The 18,633-nt window shown below is 68.9% G+C and carries 24 protein-coding genes; 13 read left to right on the top strand and 11 right to left on the bottom strand.

Annotated features, from left to right (window positions below):
* The first annotated feature begins 41 nt into the window (after positions 1-41).
* Both JI746_RS03060 and JI746_RS03055 read left to right on the top strand, forming a co-directional pair.
* Complete coding sequence (locus tag JI746_RS03060) at positions 42-602, top strand: DUF3280 domain-containing protein (RefSeq protein WP_201687330.1); 561 nt, start codon at positions 42-44, stop codon at positions 600-602.
* An 82-nt stretch (positions 603-684) separates the two neighbouring features.
* The gene (locus tag JI746_RS03055) at positions 685-1,989 is read left to right on the top strand and encodes a flavin-dependent oxidoreductase (protein WP_201687329.1); all 1,305 of its coding nucleotides are present in this window, start codon (positions 685-687) and stop codon (positions 1,987-1,989) included.
* Positions 1,990-2,027: 38 nt separating this feature from the next.
* On the opposite strand, the gene JI746_RS03050 is transcribed toward JI746_RS03055, so the two are convergent.
* From JI746_RS03050 to JI746_RS03040, 3 genes are all read right to left on the bottom strand, one after another.
* Positions 2,028-2,474: a PACE efflux transporter gene (locus JI746_RS03050; RefSeq protein ID WP_201687328.1), complete on the bottom strand. Its 447-nt coding sequence runs from the start codon at positions 2,472-2,474 to the stop codon at positions 2,028-2,030.
* 188 nt (positions 2,475-2,662) lie between these two features.
* Positions 2,663-3,118, bottom strand: coding sequence for an OsmC family protein (locus JI746_RS03045; protein ID WP_201687327.1), 456 nt, complete (start codon positions 3,116-3,118; stop codon positions 2,663-2,665).
* Complete coding sequence (locus tag JI746_RS03040; protein ID WP_201687326.1) at positions 3,115-3,576, bottom strand: helix-turn-helix domain-containing protein; 462 nt, start codon at positions 3,574-3,576, stop codon at positions 3,115-3,117. The genes JI746_RS03045 and JI746_RS03040 overlap by 4 nt, the downstream gene beginning before the upstream one ends.
* A 78-nt stretch (positions 3,577-3,654) precedes the next feature.
* Here JI746_RS03040 and JI746_RS03035 point away from each other — a divergent pair, with 78 nt between their 5' ends.
* The 4 genes from JI746_RS03035 (at position 3,655) to JI746_RS03020 (ending at position 5,398) form a co-directional block, all read left to right on the top strand.
* Positions 3,655-4,152 (top strand): DUF2938 domain-containing protein, encoded by a 498-nt coding sequence (locus tag JI746_RS03035; RefSeq protein WP_201687325.1) that lies wholly within the window; start codon positions 3,655-3,657, stop codon positions 4,150-4,152.
* A gap of 43 nt (positions 4,153-4,195) precedes the next feature.
* Complete coding sequence (locus tag JI746_RS03030) at positions 4,196-4,786, top strand: flavodoxin family protein (protein ID WP_201687324.1); 591 nt, start codon at positions 4,196-4,198, stop codon at positions 4,784-4,786.
* The gene (locus JI746_RS03025) at positions 4,783-5,010 is read left to right on the top strand and encodes a DUF2798 domain-containing protein (protein WP_201687323.1); all 228 of its coding nucleotides are present in this window, start codon (positions 4,783-4,785) and stop codon (positions 5,008-5,010) included. The genes JI746_RS03030 and JI746_RS03025 overlap by 4 nt, the downstream gene beginning before the upstream one ends.
* A 106-nt stretch (positions 5,011-5,116) precedes the next feature.
* Positions 5,117-5,398, top strand: a complete 282-nt coding sequence (locus JI746_RS03020) for a hypothetical protein (RefSeq protein ID WP_201687322.1) — start codon at positions 5,117-5,119, stop codon at positions 5,396-5,398.
* 30 nt (positions 5,399-5,428) lie between these two features.
* Here the strand turns inward: JI746_RS03020 and rarD are convergent, their stop codons facing one another.
* Entirely contained in the window at positions 5,429-6,331 is a 903-nt protein-coding gene (rarD, locus tag JI746_RS03015) for an EamA family transporter RarD (RefSeq protein ID WP_201687321.1), read from the bottom strand.
* An 85-nt stretch (positions 6,332-6,416) separates the two neighbouring features.
* Positions 6,417-7,241 carry an IclR family transcriptional regulator gene (locus JI746_RS03010; protein WP_201687320.1) on the bottom strand — a complete coding sequence of 275 codons (825 nt, stop codon included), beginning with the start codon at positions 7,239-7,241 and terminating at the stop codon, positions 6,417-6,419.
* Between the two features lie 102 nt (positions 7,242-7,343).
* Here JI746_RS03010 and JI746_RS03005 point away from each other — a divergent pair, with 102 nt between their 5' ends.
* From JI746_RS03005 to fahA, 3 genes are read left to right on the top strand one after another with little or no spacing between them, the layout of a single operon-like run.
* Positions 7,344-8,300, top strand: a complete 957-nt coding sequence (locus JI746_RS03005; RefSeq protein ID WP_201687319.1) for an MBL fold metallo-hydrolase — start codon at positions 7,344-7,346, stop codon at positions 8,298-8,300.
* Between the two features lie 48 nt (positions 8,301-8,348).
* Positions 8,349-9,326 carry a Bug family tripartite tricarboxylate transporter substrate binding protein gene (locus JI746_RS03000; protein WP_201687318.1) on the top strand — a complete coding sequence of 326 codons (978 nt, stop codon included), beginning with the start codon at positions 8,349-8,351 and terminating at the stop codon, positions 9,324-9,326.
* 2 nt (positions 9,327-9,328) lie between these two features.
* A complete protein-coding gene (fahA, locus tag JI746_RS02995; RefSeq protein ID WP_201687317.1) occupies positions 9,329-10,651 on the top strand; it encodes a fumarylacetoacetase in 1,323 nt (440 codons plus the stop codon).
* 65 nt (positions 10,652-10,716) lie between these two features.
* On the opposite strand, the gene JI746_RS02990 is transcribed toward fahA, so the two are convergent.
* Genes JI746_RS02990 through JI746_RS02980 form a run of 3 tightly spaced genes read right to left on the bottom strand, consistent with a single transcriptional unit; the run spans position 10,717 to position 13,074 of the window.
* Complete coding sequence (locus JI746_RS02990; protein ID WP_201687316.1) at positions 10,717-10,908, bottom strand: DUF2783 domain-containing protein; 192 nt, start codon at positions 10,906-10,908, stop codon at positions 10,717-10,719.
* Positions 10,905-12,527: an FAD-dependent oxidoreductase gene (locus tag JI746_RS02985; protein ID WP_201687315.1), complete on the bottom strand. Its 1,623-nt coding sequence runs from the start codon at positions 12,525-12,527 to the stop codon at positions 10,905-10,907. The genes JI746_RS02990 and JI746_RS02985 overlap by 4 nt, the downstream gene beginning before the upstream one ends.
* A gap of 7 nt (positions 12,528-12,534) precedes the next feature.
* Positions 12,535-13,074, bottom strand: a complete 540-nt coding sequence (locus tag JI746_RS02980; RefSeq protein WP_201687314.1) for a VOC family protein — start codon at positions 13,072-13,074, stop codon at positions 12,535-12,537.
* A gap of 192 nt (positions 13,075-13,266) precedes the next feature.
* On the opposite strand from JI746_RS02980, the gene JI746_RS02975 reads away from it, so the two are divergent.
* Positions 13,267-13,707, top strand: coding sequence for a MarR family winged helix-turn-helix transcriptional regulator (locus JI746_RS02975; RefSeq protein WP_201687313.1), 441 nt, complete (start codon positions 13,267-13,269; stop codon positions 13,705-13,707).
* An 18-nt stretch (positions 13,708-13,725) separates the two neighbouring features.
* Here JI746_RS02975 and JI746_RS02970 read toward each other — a convergent pair whose 3' ends face one another.
* The gene (locus JI746_RS02970; protein ID WP_201687312.1) at positions 13,726-15,171 is read right to left on the bottom strand and encodes an MFS transporter; all 1,446 of its coding nucleotides are present in this window, start codon (positions 15,169-15,171) and stop codon (positions 13,726-13,728) included.
* A 153-nt stretch (positions 15,172-15,324) separates the two neighbouring features.
* On the opposite strand from JI746_RS02970, the gene JI746_RS02965 reads away from it, so the two are divergent.
* Both JI746_RS02965 and JI746_RS02960 read left to right on the top strand, forming a co-directional pair.
* Positions 15,325-15,747 (top strand): hypothetical protein, encoded by a 423-nt coding sequence (locus JI746_RS02965; RefSeq protein ID WP_201687311.1) that lies wholly within the window; start codon positions 15,325-15,327, stop codon positions 15,745-15,747.
* A gap of 21 nt (positions 15,748-15,768) precedes the next feature.
* On the top strand, positions 15,769-16,107 hold the full coding sequence (locus JI746_RS02960; protein ID WP_201687310.1) for a hypothetical protein: 339 nt from the start codon (positions 15,769-15,771) through the stop codon (positions 16,105-16,107).
* Positions 16,108-16,203: 96 nt separating this feature from the next.
* Here the strand turns inward: JI746_RS02960 and JI746_RS02955 are convergent, their stop codons facing one another.
* Positions 16,204-16,644 carry a CreA family protein gene (locus JI746_RS02955; RefSeq protein WP_201687746.1) on the bottom strand — a complete coding sequence of 147 codons (441 nt, stop codon included), beginning with the start codon at positions 16,642-16,644 and terminating at the stop codon, positions 16,204-16,206.
* A 239-nt stretch (positions 16,645-16,883) separates the two neighbouring features.
* Here JI746_RS02955 and JI746_RS02950 point away from each other — a divergent pair, with 239 nt between their 5' ends.
* Positions 16,884-17,645, top strand: a complete 762-nt coding sequence (locus JI746_RS02950) for a 2OG-Fe(II) oxygenase (protein ID WP_201687309.1) — start codon at positions 16,884-16,886, stop codon at positions 17,643-17,645.
* Between the two features lie 18 nt (positions 17,646-17,663).
* Here JI746_RS02950 and JI746_RS02945 read toward each other — a convergent pair whose 3' ends face one another.
* Entirely contained in the window at positions 17,664-18,035 is a 372-nt protein-coding gene (locus JI746_RS02945) for a hypothetical protein (RefSeq protein WP_201687308.1), read from the bottom strand.
* Positions 18,036-18,633: the final 598 nt, after the last annotated feature.

Below are 18,633 nucleotides of genomic sequence, written 5' to 3'. Positions count from 1 at the left end.
GGCGGCCTCGGCGGCGCGTGACTTCCTCGGGAGGAAAGCAGATGGACATCGGGCGCAGGATGGTGCTTGGATCGGCTGCCGCCCTCTGGCTCGGCGCGCCGCACGCAATCGCGCAGGCGCCCACGCCCGCGCCCGCGCCCGGCCTTCGGAGCATCGCGGTGCTGCAGGTGGAACTGCTCGACGACCAGAACAATCCGGCGACGAAGTCCGCCCAGGAGGTGCGCCTGCGCAATGCCTTGCTCCAACTGCGCGAGGAGCTGCGCGGACGCGGGCTCTATCGGGTGGTCGACCCGGACCCCGCCCAGGCCCTGCAGGAGAACCTGCGCGCGCAGCAGGAGTTCTTCTACCGCTGCGACGACTGCGCCGCGCAGGTCGGGCAGCAACTCGGCGTCGATCTCGTCATGACCCCGTGGGTGCAGAAGGTCAGTGAGCTGATCCTCAACTTCAACGTGCAGATCTTCGACGTGCCCGCCGGCAAGGTCATCTTCAGCAAGTCGGTGGACATGCGCGGAAACGAGGATGAATCCTGGAAGCGTGCGGTTCGCTACCTCGTGCGCGACATGGCCGAGAAGCGATCGGTCAATCCTCGCTACGGGCAATAGCTTCGTTGTGGGCCACGACGGCGCGAGTGCCCTGAAGGCGACCCGCGCTCCTGCGCCCCCTCGATCGGGGACAATGCCCCGCATGACCGGCCTGCATCACTCGCTGCAATCTCCCGTCCTGGTCGCCGGCGGCGGCATTGCGGGTCTGAGCCTCGCGCTCACGCTCCACCAGATCGGGGTGCCGTGCATCGTGTTCGAGGCGGTCGCACAACTCCAGCCGCTGGGCGTCGGCATCAACCTGCAGCCGAATGCGGTGCGCGAGCTGTTCGAGCTGGGCCTCGCCGATCGCACGTTGGACACGATCGGCATCCAGGCTCGCGAATGGGCGCTGGTCGGGCGCAACGGCAAGGACATCTACGCCGAGCCCCGCGGCCTGGCAGCCGGCTATCGCTGGCCCCAGTATTCGGTCCACCGGGGCGAGTTGCAGATGCTGCTGCATCGCACGGTGCTGGAGCGGCTCGGGCCGGACGCCGTTCGGCTGGGGCACCGCGTCACCGGCTACCGCAACGAGCCCGAGGGCGTGGTCGCGTCCATCGAGACCCGCGACGGCCGCCGCCTCGAAGCAGCAGGCGCGCTGCTGATCGCCGCCGACGGGCTGCACTCCGCCGTGCGTGCGCAGATGCATCCGGAGCAGCCGCCGATCCACTGGGGCGGCGCGATCATGTGGCGCGGCACCACACCGGGCGTGCCGATCCGCACCGGCGCCTCGTTCGTGGGCCTCGGCAGCTTGAAGCACCGGGTCGTGTTCTACCCCATCTCGCAGCCCGACCCCGCGAGCGGGCTGGCCACCATCAACTGGATCGCGGAGATCACGGTGGACAACCGCGAGGGCTGGACGCAAGGCGACTGGAACCGGCGGGTAGACGTGGCCGAGTTCATCCACCACTTCGAAGGCTGGGACTTCGGTTGGCTCGACGTTCCCGCCATGCTGCGCGGCGCCACGCAGGTGTTCGAGTATCCGATGATCGATCGCGACCCCGTTTCCACGTGGGTCGATGGCCGGGTGGCGCTCATGGGCGACGCTGCCCACGTGATGTACCCGGTGGGCTCCAACGGCGCCAGCCAGGCCATCGTCGATGCGCGGGTGCTGGGTGCCGCGCTGGTGGAACACGGTGTCACCCCGGCGGCGCTGCGCACCTACGACGCCAAGCTGTGCGCCGACATCTCGGCGCTGGTGCTGCGCAACCGCGGCGCCGGCCCGTTCGGCCTGCTGGGATTGGTGGACGAGCGCTGCGGCGGCGTGTTCGACGACATCGAGAAGGTCATACCCGCCGCGGAGCGCGAGGCCTACATGGCGCGCTACAAGGCAGCGGCCGGTTTCGCCATGCACACGCTCAACGCAGCGCCCCCGATCATTGCGCCGGGCGCGCGCGTCAGCGTTCGATGAGACGCAAGCCTGCACGCCGTTTTCGGCGTGCAGGCCTGCTACGCGTCGACGCCCTTCGGCGCGTTCTTCACCGCCGACGCCGGCAGCCCGAAAGCCCGATCGAAGGCCCAGGTGAACGCGATGGCGTAGACGAAGAAGAACACGAGGAGCCCCAGGTTGGCCACGAAGGCTGCCGACGGGGAAATATCCAGCCAGAGCGACATGACCGGGACGAGGATCACCGCCAGGCCGCCCTCGAAGCCGGCGCCGTGGGCAAGCCGCCTCGCCAGTGAACGGCCGCCGACGCCTTGTCGCGATTCCCAGCGCTCGAAGATCCAGTTGAAGACGTAGTTCCACGCCAGTGCAATGGTGGAGAGCACGACGGCGAGGGCGAAGGTGGAGGTCTGCGGCTCGTGGAAGGCCAGGCTCAGTGCCGGTCCCACGGCGGCGATCGCGACCAGCTCGTACAGGACGGCTTGAAGAACTCGGCGGGTTGTTGGTGACATCTCTCGGAGAGCGTGCGCGCGCGGCCCTGCGGCGCAGGACGGGCCGATTCCTTGCTCGTTGCGGAGATTACGGGTCTCGCCGGGCACGTGCCGCACAAGATGCGAGAAGCCCCAGGGTCCCTGGGTGGTTCTGCCGCAACGCGCCAGCCTCGCTGTTTCGAGCGCCCTGTTTCCAACGGCTTGCCTGCTCAGCGCGGCCCAGCCTCGCCCCCGATGCGCACGTCGGGCACCAACACGCTTTCCGCAATCAGGGAGTTGCTGACGAGGCACAGCGACTTGGCTTTTTTGAGGACGGTGAGTGCCAGCGTGGCGCTGCTGCCCTCCGCCGCGGTCAGGCACGCCGAGAGCGTGAGGTGCGTGAAGCGCACGATGCCGTCCACGCGATCGAGCACGCCGTCCACATCCACCTGCAGGTCGATCCACTGCAGCCTGGACGCATGCGCCACGGAGCGGAAGGACAGCACGTAGCAATCGGCCACGGCGGACAAGAGCAGGCTTTCGGGCGACCAATAGCCCTCCGGCCCGCCGAACTGCGGTGGCGGCAGCGTCTCGATCGCCGGCAGGCCGGCGGCCTCGACGCGCACTGCGCCTTCGGGCGTTCCTGCACCGTGCGCGCGATAGTGGTGGGGAAATGCTTCGATCATGGTTTCCCTGCTGATTTCGCCGCGCCGGCCTTCCTGGCGGGCGAGACGGTGCGCTTCCTCGCTGCCGGGGCAAGCTTTCCCGCCCCGGCAGCCCGCAGAAGGCGCTGGAAGGTGGGGCATTCGGAGTGGTTCGCGGCCGGGCACACCGCCGCATGGCGCAAGCCCTTGCTCAGCGCCTGCAGCCGCTGGATGGTGAGGTCGATCTCGTCGGCCTTGGCCACCAGGGCCGCGCGATCGATGTTGGCGCGCCCGCGGGCGGAGAACATGCCCTTGATCTCGTCGAGGGAGAAGCCGGCTGCCTGGCCCAGCGCGATGAGCGAGAGCTGGTCCAGCACCAGCTCGGGGAAGGTCCTGCGCAGGCCGGCGCGTCCCATCGAGGCGATCAGCCCCTTTTCCTCGTAGTAGCGCAGCGCGGAAGCCGGCACGCCGGACCGCCTGGCGACTTCGGCGATGTCCATGAACAAACCTCTTGACCTCAAGTCGACTTGAACTTGCATAGTGGCGGCCGGACTGCTTCCCGTCAACCAGGAACCCCCATGAACCTCACCATCGAACACGTCGCCCGCACCGCCCTCATCGGCGTCGGCGCCACAGCCGCCATGGACCTTTGGCTGGCCCTGCTCGGCCGGCTCGGCGTCGCCACCCTCGACTTCGCCCTGCTCGGCCGATGGGTCGGGCACTGGCCCCGCGGCGTCTTCCTGCATGCGTCGATCGGCAAGGCCGCTCCGGTCCGGGGCGAACTGGCGCTCGGGTGGCTGACGCACTACGCGAGCGGCGTTGCCTTTGCCGCCGTCCTCGTCGCCCTCTTCGGCCTCGAGTGGACGCGCACCCCCTCCCTGGTGCCAGCGCTCGCCGTCGGCCTTGCGACGGTCGCCGCGCCCTGGCTCCTCATGCAGCCCGCGATGGGCGCGGGCATCGCCGCTTCGAAGACGCCGGCGCCGGCCAGGAACCGGGCCCGCAGCCTGGCCAACCACGCTGTGTTCGGACTGGGTCTCTACCTGTCCGCCCTCCTCCTCGCCTGGATCTCGCGATGAGGAACCCGTCCCCGAAATCCACCCCACACAAAGGACCCTTCCAGTGAAGAAGCTCGCAGTCATCTACCACAGTGCCCACGGCAACACCCGCCGCATCGCGGAACTCGTCGCCGAAGGCGCGAGGACGGCGCCAGGGGTGCAGACCACCTTGCTGAGAGCCGAGGACCTGGTCGCCGCGCCCGAGCGTCTGCTGGCGTTCGACGGCTTCGTCTTCGGATCGCCCACCTACCTGGGCGGCGTCTCGGGCACGTTCAAGTCGTTCATGGACGCGACCGGCCGGCTCTGGAAATCGCACGCGCTGAAGGGCCGGCTCGCCTCGGGCTTCACCGTCTCTGCCCTGCCTTCGGGCGACAAGCAGTCGACGCTGATGTCGATGTTCGTGTTCGCCATGCAGCACGGCATGTTCTGGGTGGGCAACGCCATCCTCCCCGAGCAGCACGCCGGGATCCCCGAAGACCAGGCCGCCAACCGGCTGGGTTCCTGGTCGGGCCTGATGGCGCAGGCCGGGCATTCCGGTCCGGGCGCGGGTGGCTTCGCGCCGGGCGATCTCAAGACGGCGCGAATGTTCGGAGCCAACATCGCGGGCGCGCTGTCGTGCATGACCTGCGCGCCGGAAGCGGAGGCGGCAGCATGATTCCGAGGAAGTTCGAGCCGGTCCTGTTCGGCCTGGTCCTCTCGGGGCTGATGTCGCTCGTGGTCTCGGGAGTCTCCGCCGGGCTCGCGAGCGGCATCGGGGCGGGATTCCCGAGGCTCTGGGCCAGGTCATGGCTTGCAGCGTGGCTACTGGCCTTCCCGATCGTGCTGCTTGTCGGCCCGCTGGCGCGACGCCTCGTGCGGGCCGTGCTCCGGCCGGAGTGACGGCCGGCACCTGCGCATCACGGCGAAGCGCCACAACCGGCGTGCGCCTACACGGCCGTAGCGCCAGCGGTCCTAGACTCGAGCGAAGCAGCCAGGACGGACCCCCATGAAATCGAGCTCCCCCGCAACCCTCGCCTCTTCCATCCCGGTGCCGGAGGTCGACAGCGACGAGCCCGTCGCCGTGATTCCGGTCGCCAGCGTGGCGCCGCTCGACGGGCAGCCGGATGGCGAACGCATCAACACCTTCGCTCTCGCGCCGATCCGCTCCAGGGACTCGGCGTTCAGCGGCGCCGGCGAGCACTTGCGCGAGCGCGTGCTGAACAAGCCGCTCACCTGCCTGGCCGCGGCGTTCTCGCTCGGCTTCCTCCTGGCGCGGGCGCTGCGCTGAGCAGGGCCGTCGCGTGCCGGCGCGCGCGACTCAGGCCCGCGCCTCGGCAGTGACGGGTTCCATCGAGCGGCGCCGTCGCATCGCCACCCAGCTTTCCGCGGTGTAGATCACCAGCGCCAGCCAGATCAACACGAAGCCGACAAGACGCAGTCCGGCGAACGGCTCGTGGAACAACCACACGCCGAGCGCGAACTGGATGGTGGGGCCGATGTATTGCAGCAGGCCCAGCGTCGTCAGCGGGATGCGCCGGGCCCCCGCGGCAAAAAGCAGCAGGGGCAGGACGGTCAGCGGGCCCGACAAGGCCAGGAGACCCAGCAATGCGACGTCACCGCCCACGGTGCTGCCGGTGTGCGACGTTTGCCAGGCGAGCAGGCCCGCAGCGAGGGGTGCGAGCAGCAGCGTCTCGAGCGCCAGGCCCTCGAGCGCACCGAGCGGCGCGGTCTTGCGCATCAAGCCGTAGATCCCGAAGGTGGCGGCAAGGACCAGCCCGACCCACGGCAGCGAGCCGGCGACGATGGCCAGCCACAGCACACCAGCGGCCGCTACGGAAAGCGCGCACCACTGGGCGCGGCGCGGCCGCTCCTGCAGCACGAAGTAGCCGAGCAGCACGTTGAAAAGAGGCGTGATGAAGTAACCCAGGCTCGAATCGACGACGCGGCCGTGGTTGACCGCCCAGACATAGACCAGCCAGTTGGCCGAAAGCAGCAGCGCGCTCAGTGCGAACGTGGCCACGGTCCTGGGGCGTCGCACGACGCCCCGCAACCAGGTCCAGCGCCGCAGCACCGTGAGCAGCACGAGCACGAACGCCAGGGACCACAGCGAGCGCTGGAGCACGATCTCCAGTGGTGCGACAGCCGACACGAGGTGGAAGTACAGCGGGAACAGGCCCCACATCGCGTACGCGAGGGCCGCTTGAAGCACACCGGAAGACATTGGTGGCAATTGTCGCTGCTGTTGCGTGCACGCGCTGCGCGCGTGCTCTGGACCCCTGCCTGCGCGGGGGGTGCCGAATGGGCGTCTACCGAGCCGCGGCGCCGCCGAGCCGTCGCGTGATGGCCGCCGCTGCATCGCGCACTGCACGCGCGCCGGCGCCGTTCCAGTCCGCCTTGAGCCGGTCCTCGTGATCGAGGGCGGTGAGCACCAGCGCGCAATGGCCCTCGTGGTCGAAGGCCGCGGCGCTGAACGCATTCACGCCCGGGATCGGCCGTCCCGCTGCACGCGAGACGCCGTGGCGCTTCACTTCCGCGGCGACCTCCTCGACTTCCTTGCGCCAAGCCTTGGCGCCGACGCGCGTGGCGCCGACTTCCTGGCCTTGTGAAAGCGTCACCGCGCGCTCGAGCATGTCGGTCGGCAGTGCGGCCGCGAACGCCCGCCCCGTCGCCGTGCCGAGCACGGACATCACGCTGCCCACCCGCAGCATGATGTGCAAGGGTTGCTGCGCCTCGATCAGGCGCACGATCGTCGGCCCGAAGTTTCCCCAGACCGCGATCGCCACGGCGTAGCCGGTGCTGTGGGCCAGCTCCTGCGCCGCCGGTTCGGCGGCCTTGAGCGGATCGAGCTGGTGCAGGCAGGCCAGGCCGATCTGCAGGGCCGCCGCACCCAGCGCGTAGTAGCCACTCCCCGCCTCCTGCTCCACCAGCCCGAGCCGCTGGAAGCTCACGAGGTAAGGGTGCGCCCGCGACGCCACCAGCCCGGCGCGCGCGGCGAGCTCCTTGAGCGGCAGGGCGCCCGGGCTCTCGGCCAGGGCAAGCAGCAGCCGGCCCCCGACCTCCACGGACTGCACCGCGCGGCGGCTGTCTTCGGCCTCTTCGGCGGCGGGCTGGTTCCTGGCAGATGCGGGCATCCCCTGATTTTGTTCATTGCAAACGCGTTTGACAACCCTCGCGCCGGACCGCTATGATTCCGCAAACGCGTTTGCAATCAGCAAATCAGGACCGACTCCCCCATGCGCACCAAAGCCTTTGCCTCCCAGGCCGACCTCGAAGAAAAGAAGGTCAGCTTCGTCCAGCTCTCGCCGAACGCCTACGCGTACACGGCGGAAGGCGACCCGAACACCGGCGTGATCGTCGGCGACGACGCCGTGATGGTGATCGACACCCAGGCCACCCCGGTGATGGCGCAGGACGTGGTCCGCCGCATCCGCGAAGTCACGGACAAGCCGATCAAGTACGTCGTGCTGAGCCACTATCACGCCGTGCGCGTGCTCGGTGCCTCCGGCTACGACCCGGAGCACATCGTCGCCAGCCGCGACACCTACGACCTGATCGTGGAGCGCGGCGAGCAGGACAAGGCCAGCGAGATCGGGCGCTTCCCGCGCCTGTTCCGCGCCGCCGAATCGGTGCCGGAAGGCCTGACCTGGCCCACCATGACCTTCGAGGGCCGGATGTCCATCTGGCTCGGCAAGGTCGAAGTGCAGCTGCTGCAGCTCGGACGCGGGCACACCAAGGGCGACACGGTGGCCTGGCTGCCGCAGCAGCGCGTCCTCTTCTCCGGCGACCTGGTGGAGTTCGATGCGACGCCCTACGCCGGCGACGCCTACTTCCGCGACTGGCCGCAGACGCTCGACAAGCTCGCCCAGCTCGATCCGGTGGCGCTGGTGCCCGGCCGCGGTGCCGCCCTCACGACGCGCGAGCAGGTCTCGCGCGGGCTGGCCGGCACGCGCGCCTTCATCAGCGACGTGCACGAACTGGTGCAGGCCGGCGCGAAGGCCGGCAAGGACCTGAAGGCCGTGTACCGCGACGTCGTGGCCCAGCTCAGGCCGCGCTACGGCAACTGGGTCATCTTCGACCATTGCATGCCTTTCGACGTGACGCGCTGCTACGACGAAGTCACGCAGTACCCCGACCCGCGCATCTGGACGGCCGAGCGCGACCGCCAGATGTGGGCCGCGCTCGAGGGCTGAAGCCCCCGCATCGCCCCAACCTTTCGACCACCCGAGGAGACAGAGACCGTGAACCTGAAGAACCTTTCCCGCCGCAGCGTGCTGACGGCCGTGGCGGCCCTGGCGGCCGCGCCCACGGCGCTCCTGGCGCAGGACAACCGCCCGATCGAATGGGTGGTGGGCTACGCCGCAGGCGGCGGCTCCGACGTGGTGGCCCGCACGGTCGCCGAGGCCATGGGCAAGACCCTGGGCCAGACGATCATCATCAACAACAAGCCCGGTGCGGCCACCAACATCGCCGCCGGCTATGTGGCGAGCACGCGCGACGCCGGCCACATGCTGTTCACGGCGGACTTCGCCACGCTGGCGGCCAACCCCTGGCTGTTCTCCAAGCTGCCCTACAACGCGGAGAAGGACTTCATCCCGGTCGGCATGCTGGCGCGTTTCCCGCTGCTGCTGGTGGTGAATCCCAATGTCCCGGCCAAGAACTTCAAGGAGTTCGTCGCCTGGGCCAAGGCGCAGGCCAATCCGGTGAGCTTCGCCTCCGCGGGCATCGGCAGCCCGCACCATCTCGCCGGCGAACTGCTGCGTGAACGCAGTGGCCTGAAGCTGCAGCACGTGGCCTACAAGGGCGCCGCGCCGGCGGTGCAGGACCTGCTGGGCGGCCAGGTGCCCTTCGGCCTCATCGACACGGCCAGCGTGCAGCAGTACGTCGCCGCCGGCAAGCTGCGCGCCCTCGGCGTCGCCAGCCCGGCGCGGCTCGCGACGATGCCGGACATCCCCACGCTGACGGAGCAGGGCCTCACGGACTTCACCGCGTACGCATGGCAAGGCCTGGTGGTGCCGGCCGGCACGCCGGCCGATGCGGTGGCGAAGTACGCCAAGGCGCTGCAGGCTGCGCTCGACTCGACGCCCGTCAAGGCGCGCTTCCAGGCGCTGGGTCTCGAAGCCATGCCCGGCACGCCGCAGCAGATGGCCTCCTTCACGCGGCAGGAACGCGACCGCTGGGGCAAGCTGGTGCAGTCGGCCGGCATCAAGCTGGATTGACGATGTCCATCGACGCCACGCACGACCCGGCGCTGCGCAGCTGGGTCGCGTCGGCCAACGACGCCGCCACCGACTTCCCGCTCCAGAACCTGCCGTTCGGGCGCTTCCGCCGCTGCGGCACGGGCGAGCCGTGGCGCATCGGCGTGGCGATCGGCGACCAGGTGCTGGACCTGCGCGCTGCGCGCGAGCACGGCGCGTGGCCGCCGGCACTGGCCAGCGCGCTGGACGCGCTGGCTGCAGGCGACCTCAACACCGTCATGGCGGCGGCCCCCGGCCCGCGCCGCGCGCTGCGGGCCGCGCTGTCGCAGGCATTGACTACCGGCAGCTCGCAGCAACAGGCGCTGGAGCGCTGCCTCGTGCCGCAGTCCGGGATCGAACTCACCGTGCCGTGCGCGATCGGCGACTACACCGACTTCTACACGGGCATCCACCACGCGACGTCCGTGGGCCGCCTGTTCCGCCCCGACAACCCACTGCTGCCCAACTACCAGTGGGTGCCGATCGGCTATCACGGCCGCAGTTCGTCCATCGTCGCCAGCGGCACGCCCATCCGCCGCCCGCTCGGGCAGACCAAGGCCGCCGAAGCGCAGAGGCCCTCCTTCGGCCCCTGCCAACGGCTCGACTACGAAGTGGAACTGGGATTCCTCATCGGCGCTCCCAACGCGCTGGGCGAGCCGATCGCGATCGACGCCGCGGAAGACCACCTGTTCGGCGTGACGCTCTTCAACGACTGGTCCGCGCGCGACATCCAGTCCTGGGAATACCAGCCGCTCGGGCCCTTCCTGTCCAAGAACTTCGCCAGCACCCTTTCGCCCTGGGTGGTGACGATGGAGGCGCTCGCGCCCTTCCGCGCGCCCCTGCAGCGGCCTGCCGGCTCGGAAGAACCGCTGCCCTACCTGGACTCGCGTGCGACGCGCGAGCAAGGAGCGCTGGCAGTGCGGCTGGAGACCTGGCTGCAGACGGCGGCGATGCGCGCCGCCGGCGAGCCGGCCGTGCGAATTTCGAGCGGACGCGCGGACGAGGCCGCTTTCTGGACGCCCGCGCAACTGGTGGCGCACCACACCAGCGGTGGCTGCAACCTGCAGGCAGGGGACCTGTTCGGATCGGGCACCTTGTCCGGCCCGGGCGCGGACCAGGCCGGGTCGCTGCTGGAGCTCACGCGCGGTGGCAAGGAGCCGATCCGGCTGCCGAACGGCGAGACCCGCGCGTTCCTCGCCGATGGCGACACGCTGATGCTGCGCGGCACCTGCGAGCGCGAGGGCTTTCGCCGCATCGGCTTCGGCGAGTGCGCCGGCACGATCGTCGCGTCACCAGCGCATTCCTGAGCCGCTCCAACGAAGAAACCCCAGCGTCGCAGGACGCTGGGGTTTTTCTGTTCGTGCGCTTTGCGTCAGCCTGCGCGGCGCGCCACCTCCATCGCCGCGGTCAGCACCGCGCGGTCGCCCACGTGATTCGCCAGCACGAGAAGGAGCCGCGCCTGGAACAGCGCCGCCTGCTCCTCGTCGAGGTCGCGCTGCATGCCGATCAGCTCCTGGTAGAAGCCGTCCGGGTCGGGGATGTTGGGTTGGAGCTGGAGGGTCATGCCGGTTCCTTCAGGTTGCAGGCGCGCGCCAGCGCGGCGCGGATGCGCGCGGCATCGAAGCTGCGCCAGCGCGCCGCCACGTGGCGGTCGGGACGCAGCAGGTAGACGGTGCCGGGCTGGGCGTCGTAGCGTTGTCCGAGCAGGCCTTCCGCATCGCTGAAGTCGCGGCCCACGCACACGACCTGCGCGCTCACGTCGCCGATGCTCACCTGCGGCAGCGGCGCCTCGGGCGCGAACACCACGAGGGCGAAGCCGGCGGGCAGCTGGTTCAGGAACCAGAGCTTCTCGCCCCGGCGCTTCACCGGCGCGTCGGCACAGTTGGTCCCGGGCTGCATCGCACCGGCAAAGCTCTCTTCGTCCGGTGTGTTGAGCGAAGACGCGACGTAAGGCGTGGGCGTCGAGAGCCGCCCGCTGTTCACGAGCTTGCGCGCGAACGCCTGTTCTTCCGCGAGTTGCAGCACCGCATCGCGCAGCACGCGGCTGCCGCGGCTCTTGGGCGTGATGAAGTCCGTCGACCGAGTGGAGTTCAGCAGGTTGTCGTCGGCGGCGAACGCGCGCTCCTCGTGGTAGGAGTCGAGCAGCGTCTCGGGCGCCTGGCCATCGAGCACGAGCTTGAGCTTCCACACGAGGTTGTCCACGTCCTGCACGCCGGTGTTCGCGCCGCGGGCGCCGAACGGCGACACCTGGTGCGCGGCGTCGCCGGCGAACAGCACGCGGTCGTAGCGGAACTTGTCGATGCGGCGGCAGGCGAACTGGTACACGGAGACCCACTCCAGCTCGAACTCGACGTCCGGCCCGAGCATCGCCTGGATGCGAGGGATCACGTTCTCGGGCTTCTTCTCCTCCGCCGGGTCGGCTTCCCACCCGAGCTGGAAATCGATGCGCCAGACGTTCTCGCATTGCCGGTGCAGCAGCACGCTCTGGCCGCGATGGAAGGGCGGATCGAACCAGAACCAGCGCTCCGTCGGGAATTCGGCCTTCATCACGACGTCCGCGATCAGGAAGCGGTCCTGGAAGAACTGGCCGGTGAATTCGGCGCCCACCATCTTGCGCGTGTCGCTGTTGGCGCCGTCGCAGGCGATCACCCAGTCCGCCTCCACCTGGAAGATGCCGTCCGGCGTTTCCAGGGTGAGCCTGGCGTGGTCGGCTTCCTGCGACAGGCTGATCAGCTTGTGCTTCCAGCGCAGGTCCACCAAGCCGCTCTTATCGCAGGCTTCGACCAGGAATTCCTCCAGGTAGTACTGCTGCAGGTTGATCATCGCGGGCATCTTGTGCCCCTCTTCCGGCAGCAGGTCGAACTGGTAGACGAGGTCGTCGTGGAAGAAGACCTTGCCCACGTTCCAGCTCACGCCCTTGCGCACCATGGCCTCGCCGACGCCGAGACGGTCCCAGATCTCCAGGGGCCGCTTGGCGTAGCACACCGCGCGCGAACCGACGCTGACCGTGTTGTTGTCATCCAGCAGCACGGCGGGGATGCCGCGGCTGGCGCACTCCAGGGCGGCGGTCAATCCGATCGGCCCGGCGCCGACGATCACCACCGGGTGGCGCCTCGTGACGCCCAGGCGCTGCTCTTCGGACTGCCGGTACGCGAACTCGGGATAGGTGTAGGTCTTCTGCATCGCCGACTCAGGCCGCCAGTTCTTTCTCGTGCATCCACGCTGCCTGCTTGGGGGCGCGCTTCGTGCGCGACCACTCCTCCAGCATTTCCCACTTCACGTCGTCCAGCATCTTGCTCTGCTCCGGCGTCGCCGTGTCGACGACCAGCTCGAGCCGGTGTCCGTTCGGGTCGCGGAAGTAGATCGACTTGAAGATCGTGTGGTCGGTGATCCCCACCACCTCGATGCCGGCCGCTTCCAGGCGCGCCTTGGCTTCCACCAGGACGGATTCGTCGCCATCCACCTTGAAGGCGATGTGCTGGACCCAGTCCGGCGTGCTGGGGTCGCGCCCCATGGGCGGGGAGTTGGGGATCTCGAAGAAGGCCAGGACGTTCCCGTTGCCGGCGTCCATGAACAGGTGCATGTACGGGTCCGGCGCCTTGGTGGAAGGCACGCGGTCTTCGGCGATCGCCAGCACGAACTCCATGTTCAGGTGCTTGCGATACCACTCGACGGTCTCGCGGGCGTCGCGGCAGCGGTAGGCGACGTGGTGGATGCGCTGGACTTTCATGGTGACTCCTCGAGGCTGGTTGGTAACGGGAGTTACCATGCTAGCGGCACCTTCCGTTCCCTGCAAGTGCGTTTGCGATCAACAAACGACGAACGGTATCCGCACGTGCTGCCACGACCGCAGGCAGGTCCCTTTCCCGCCGCGCCGACGGGCAGCGCCCGCGAGATCGTCACAGCTGATACGATTCGTCGGATGGAGCTCGAAAAGTTCTTCCCCTACCGCCTGGCCGTGCTGGCGGAACAGGTCAGCCTGGCGACCGCGCAGGTGTATGGCGAGCGCTTCTCGCTCACGCGCGACGAATGGCGGGTGCTCTCTGCCCTGGCGGACCAGGGCGAGGTGCGCACGTCCGACGTGAAGGAGCGCACGACGCTCGAGAAGATGCAGGTGAGCCGCGCACTCGCACGGCTCGAAGCCAATGGCCTGGTGGCCCGCTCGCCGGACCCCGAGGATGGCCGCGCCTGGCGCGTGCGCCTGCTCCCCGCCGGCACGGCGCTGTACCGCAAGATCGGGCCCATGGTGCAGGCGCGCGAGGAGTACCTGCTGTCCGACCTCACCGCGGAGGAACAGGCCGTGCTTGCCAGTGCCCTCGAGAAGGTGGAAGCGCGGGCGCGGCAGCTGACGCGGCAGGGGTGAAACGGGTGGGCGCTTCCGTCACTTCTCCTTGCCGCCACCATCGCGCAGCCCACCCAGCGGCGGCGCCACCTCCTCCAGCGGCTTGCGTTCGGCGTCGACGGCGTAGCGCCACGCCACACCTGCGGCAACGATGACCAGCGCGGCGCCGACGGCGTATCCGATGAACACATTCCCCCGGCTGCCGGTTTCGATCAGCGCGCCGAACAGGGCCGGCGCAGCGAAGCCGCCGGCACCGGTGCCGACCGCATAGAAGATCGAGATCGACAGGGCGCGCATCTCGAGCGGGAAGACCTCGCTGACCGTGAGATAGGCGGAGCTCGCAGCGGCCGAGGCGAGGAAGAACACGCCCGACCACGCCAGGGTCTGCGTCCCCGCACCGAGCACGCCGGAGAGGAAGGCCACGCCGGTCGCGAGCAGGCCCACGCCCGACAGCGCGTAGGTGAGCGTGATCATCACGCGGCGGCCGACGCGGTCGAACAAGGGCCCCAGCAACAGCGGCCCCAGCACGTTGCCCGCCGCAAACGGCAGGATGTACAGGCCGACACGCGCGGCGTCGACGGCGTAGAAGCGCGTGAGCACCAGCGCGTACGTGAAGAAGATGGCGTTGTAGAAGAAGGCCTGCGAGACCATGAGGGCCAGCACGACGGCGCTGCGCTGCGGATAGCGGCGCACCAGCACGTGCGCGACCTCGCGCAGCGAGGGGACCACGCCCGCGCGCGAGCAGCTCATCGCAGCAGGTGCGCCTGTTTCGGCCGACGCGGCCTTCGACGCGCCGGCTTCCCGCTCGATCGCCGCCACGATGGCTTCGGCTTCCCCGGCACGACCGTGCGCGAGCAGCCAGCGCGGGCTTTCCGGCACCTGGCGCCGAACCAGGAGGATCGCCACGGCCAGCACCGCCCCGAGCAGGAAGCCGGCGCGCCAGCCCTGCGGCCCGAGCACGCGCGGATCGAGCAGCACCAGGCTCACGACGGCGCCCGCCGCCGCGCCGATCCAGAAGCTGCCGTTGATGGCGAGATTGACGCGGCCGCGCACCCGGGCCGGAATCAGTTCGTCGATGGCCGAATTGATCGCCGCGTATTCGCCGCCGATCCCCACGCCCGTGATGAAGCGGCACAGCGCGAAGCCATCGAATCCCTGCGTGAAGGCGGTGGCGACGGTCGCGCCCATGTACACGAGCAGCGTGAGCAGGAACAGGCGCTTGCGCCCGAGCCGGTCGGCCAGCCGCCCGAACAGCAGCGCGCCGGCCACGGCACCGGCCACATAGACCGAGCCGGACCAGCCGATCTGGGCGGCCGTCAACGCGAGCGTGTCCGGGCGTTCCAGCACGCTGCCGATCGAGCCGACGATGGTCACTTCCAGCCCGTCCAGCACCCAGGCGACGCCGAGGGCGAGCACGACGCGCCAGTGCCACCGAGACCAGGGGAGCGCGTCGAGCCGCGCCGGCACGCTGCTTGGGTTGCGCATGCGCGGACTATCGCCGAAAAGCCCTGCTCAGGCGGCAGCGCCTACAGTCGGGCGCGAATCTGCGCACACGGCGTCGGCGGGTGCACCGCTGCCGCGCGGCGGCACGCCCGGCTGCAATGACTGCAAGCGGAACGTTCCGCGCAGGAGTAGCTCATGAAGAAGACCATCTTGTCCGCCATCGCTGTGGGGGCGTTCGCGATCGGCGGGATTGCGCAGGCCGACGTCATCGACAGCGTGGGGAACACCATCTCGCGCATTTTCGGCGTCCCGTACGACGCCAGGCCATCGGCCCCCGTGCCGATCGTGAACGGCATCTACACCGACGCCTATGGGCGGCGCTACCAGCTCGATGCGGCCGGACGGCAGATTCCGATCGACCAGTTCGGCAGCTACCGCGACCAGTGGGGCCGCACGGTCTATCTCGGCGCCAACAACCAGCCTGCGTACATCGAGCAGAATGGGCAGCTGTTCCCCTATGTGGCCGGCACTTACGCGCTGGGGCCGTCCGACGACCGCGATGCCGACGGCGTCGCGAACATGTACGACCGGTTCCCGAACGATCCACGCTATCGTTGATAGCCCATCCCGAGGAGGCACATGAAGGCAGCGTGCCGCAGGGCCGCTGCTGCCTTCGCGGTCGCCCTGGTGCTCAGCCCCGGCGCACGGTGCGAATCACCGGCGCCGCCGTTCGACGTCGCCTACCGGGCCTGGAACGTCGTGACGGACCTGGCGCGGGACAACCGGGATCCGAAGATCAGCGGCCAGTGCGGCAAGACCTTCCGGCCCTTCGTCATCCCCGGTCTGCGCAGGCAGACGCGGCAGGAAGAAGACGTCGCGGCAGCGGAATGCGTGCAGGCGGCGCGCTCGGCGTGCTCCAACGGCAAGCTGCAAACTTCGGCCGAGACCGCGAAGATGTGCGAGGAATTCAGGCGCTGAGGTTGCGCGCGAGTTCCAGATTCGGAACTCGCTCAGTCGTCGCCGATGCCAGAGCCTGGTTCAATGGGTCAGCTTCATCCGTTCAGCCGCCCGTCCTCAGCGCTTCACCGGAATGGGCGTAGCGCGGTCGACTGCAACGGCCGTGATGCTGTTCTTCGGGCTGCCTTCGATCAGCTTGTCCGAGTACGTGAGGTAGATGAGCGCGTTGCGTCTGCTGTCGACGATGCGCACGATGCGCAGGCGCTTGAACAGGATGGACGTGCGCTCGCTGAAGACCTCCTGCTGCTGCGCAAGAGGCTGGGGAAAGGAGATAGGGCCCACCTGACGACAGGCGATGGACGCGTCGCTGGGATCCTCCGCCAGCCCGACGGCGCCGCTGATCCCACCGGCCTTCGCGCGCGACACATGGCACGTGACGCCGGTGACAGCCGGATCGTCGTACGCCTCGACCACGATCTTGTGGTTGGGGCCGATCAACTTGAACACGGTGTCGACGGAGCCGATCTGTTCCGCGCTCGCGCAGAGGCTCGTCATCATCCAGGCCGCCGCGACGGCAGCGCCCGTGAAGGCGGTGCGGCGCTGGGCCGGAGCGTGGGCGACAGGCCGGGAGCATGCGTGTGGAGCGTTCATGTGCGTCTTGCGTGGTGGCTAAGATGTGCCAATGTAGCGAGTGCGCGGGCCTGGCAAGACGAAGGCGATCACTGCCGCCCTCGACGCCGGAACGACGTGTCCGGTTCCGGCGAGTCGGCGCAGCGCGGCGGCCCTATCGTCACCTCATGGCCCCTCTCCATCCCGACCCGATTCCTGCAGCGGCAAGGCATGCGCCCGAACCGGCACTGCGCCTGGCCGCCCATGACTGGACGCGCGCGCATGCGGAACTCGATGCGGATGGCGTGGCCGTGCTGCCGGCGTTGCTGTCGCCGCCGGAATGCGCAGACCTGGCGGCCCTCTACGACGCCGCTGGCCCGCACACCTTTCGCAGCAAAGTCGTGATGGCACGGCATGGTTTCGGGCGGGGCGAATACAAGTACTTCGACTATCCGCTCCCGCAAGTGCTGTCGCTGCTTCGCACCGCGTTCTATGGACACCTCGCCGCAACTGCGAACCGCTGGAATGCGATGCTGGGGATCGCGCACGCCTACCCGCCCTCGCACGCCGAATACCTGCAGCAGTGCCACGCCGCCGGCCAGACGCGTGCCACGCCGCTGATGCTTCGCTATGGTGCGGGTGACTACAACTGCCTGCACCAGGACCTGTACGGTGCGAACATCTTTCCATTGCAGGTCGTGATCCTGCTGTCGCGGCCCGGAAGTGCATTCGAAGGCGGCGAACTGGTGCTGACCGAACAAAGGCCGCGGATGCAATCGCGGCCGCTCGTCGTGCCCCTGGCGCAGGGCGATGCAGCGGTGTTCGCGGTGAGCCATCGGCCCGTGCGGGGCAGCCGCGGCTTTCATCGCGTCAACATGCGGCACGGCGTCAGCCGCATCTGCAGCGGCACGCGCACGACCCTCGGATTGATCTTCCACGACGCGGCCTGAGAAGCCGCGGCGAGAGGTCTACGCAATCTCCACGCAGTCGGAACCGCAGGCCCCTGGGGTGGCCGGCTGGCGCGGCGCCGACGGCCGGTGCAGCACGGCGCGCGCCGGCGCGATGCGCAAGCCATCGCCGGCCGCGGCAGCAGTTCCGTCGACGATCAGGGAGTACTCCGCCTCCGACTGCGGCGGCCACACGAGGGCCACCTCGGGCCGCTGCAGGGCGTTGTCGCGGGTGCGGCGCCCGGTCTCGGCCACCACCAGTTCGCCGCCTTGCAGCACCGCGGTGACGGCGACGGCATGCGGCGCTCCCCGTTCGCTCGACGTGAGCAGGTAGGCGAAGCGGTAGCGGCCCAGGACTTCGGCCAGGGTGGACAGATCAACCGGAATGCTCATGGCGAGGCCTCACGGATCGGACGCAAAAGCAAAGCGTACCCGAGTTCCGCAGGCTCGCCAGTTCCCCCTCACTCGCACGCCCGCACGCCCGCACGCGGGCTGGCAGCAGGCCCGCGCGACCGGCGGGTGGTGCCAGGTGCCTACCAGCCGGTGCCGTAGGTGGACTCGAAGTCGTTCTTGTCCTTCACGTACTTGATCATGTCGGGGTACATGGGATCCACGTTCTTCATCTGCCACTTCATGACCTTGTACCGTATCCACCGCCAAAAGAAGACGATGGGATTCGTTTGGAGAATGGACATCAGTTTTCTTTCGTCGGTGGATGCTGGCGTCGGCAATCCGACCCCTGGCAGGATCGCCGTTCAAACCTTTGGATGAGCTTACTTGAAGCTCGCCGCGCTGGTCTGGAACAGCAAGGCGGATGTGGCTCCGCTCCGACAATCGCGTCGAATCCTGCGAGCCGCCCCGAATTGGCTGTCAGGCGACACCAGAAACTGACCCCTTGACGACACGAGGAATTGACCCCCTTCGTGCAAGGAGGTCAGCGTGGAAGAGCTACTTAGGCAAAGTGTCTGGTCCGAGGAACTGCCGAGGGGCC

Origin of the sequence: Ramlibacter alkalitolerans, from assembly GCF_016722765.1 — a bacterium.
Classification (GTDB): Bacteria; Pseudomonadota; Gammaproteobacteria; order Burkholderiales; family Burkholderiaceae_C; genus Ramlibacter; species Ramlibacter alkalitolerans.
This window is presented reverse-complemented; position numbering and strand designations above follow the sequence as displayed.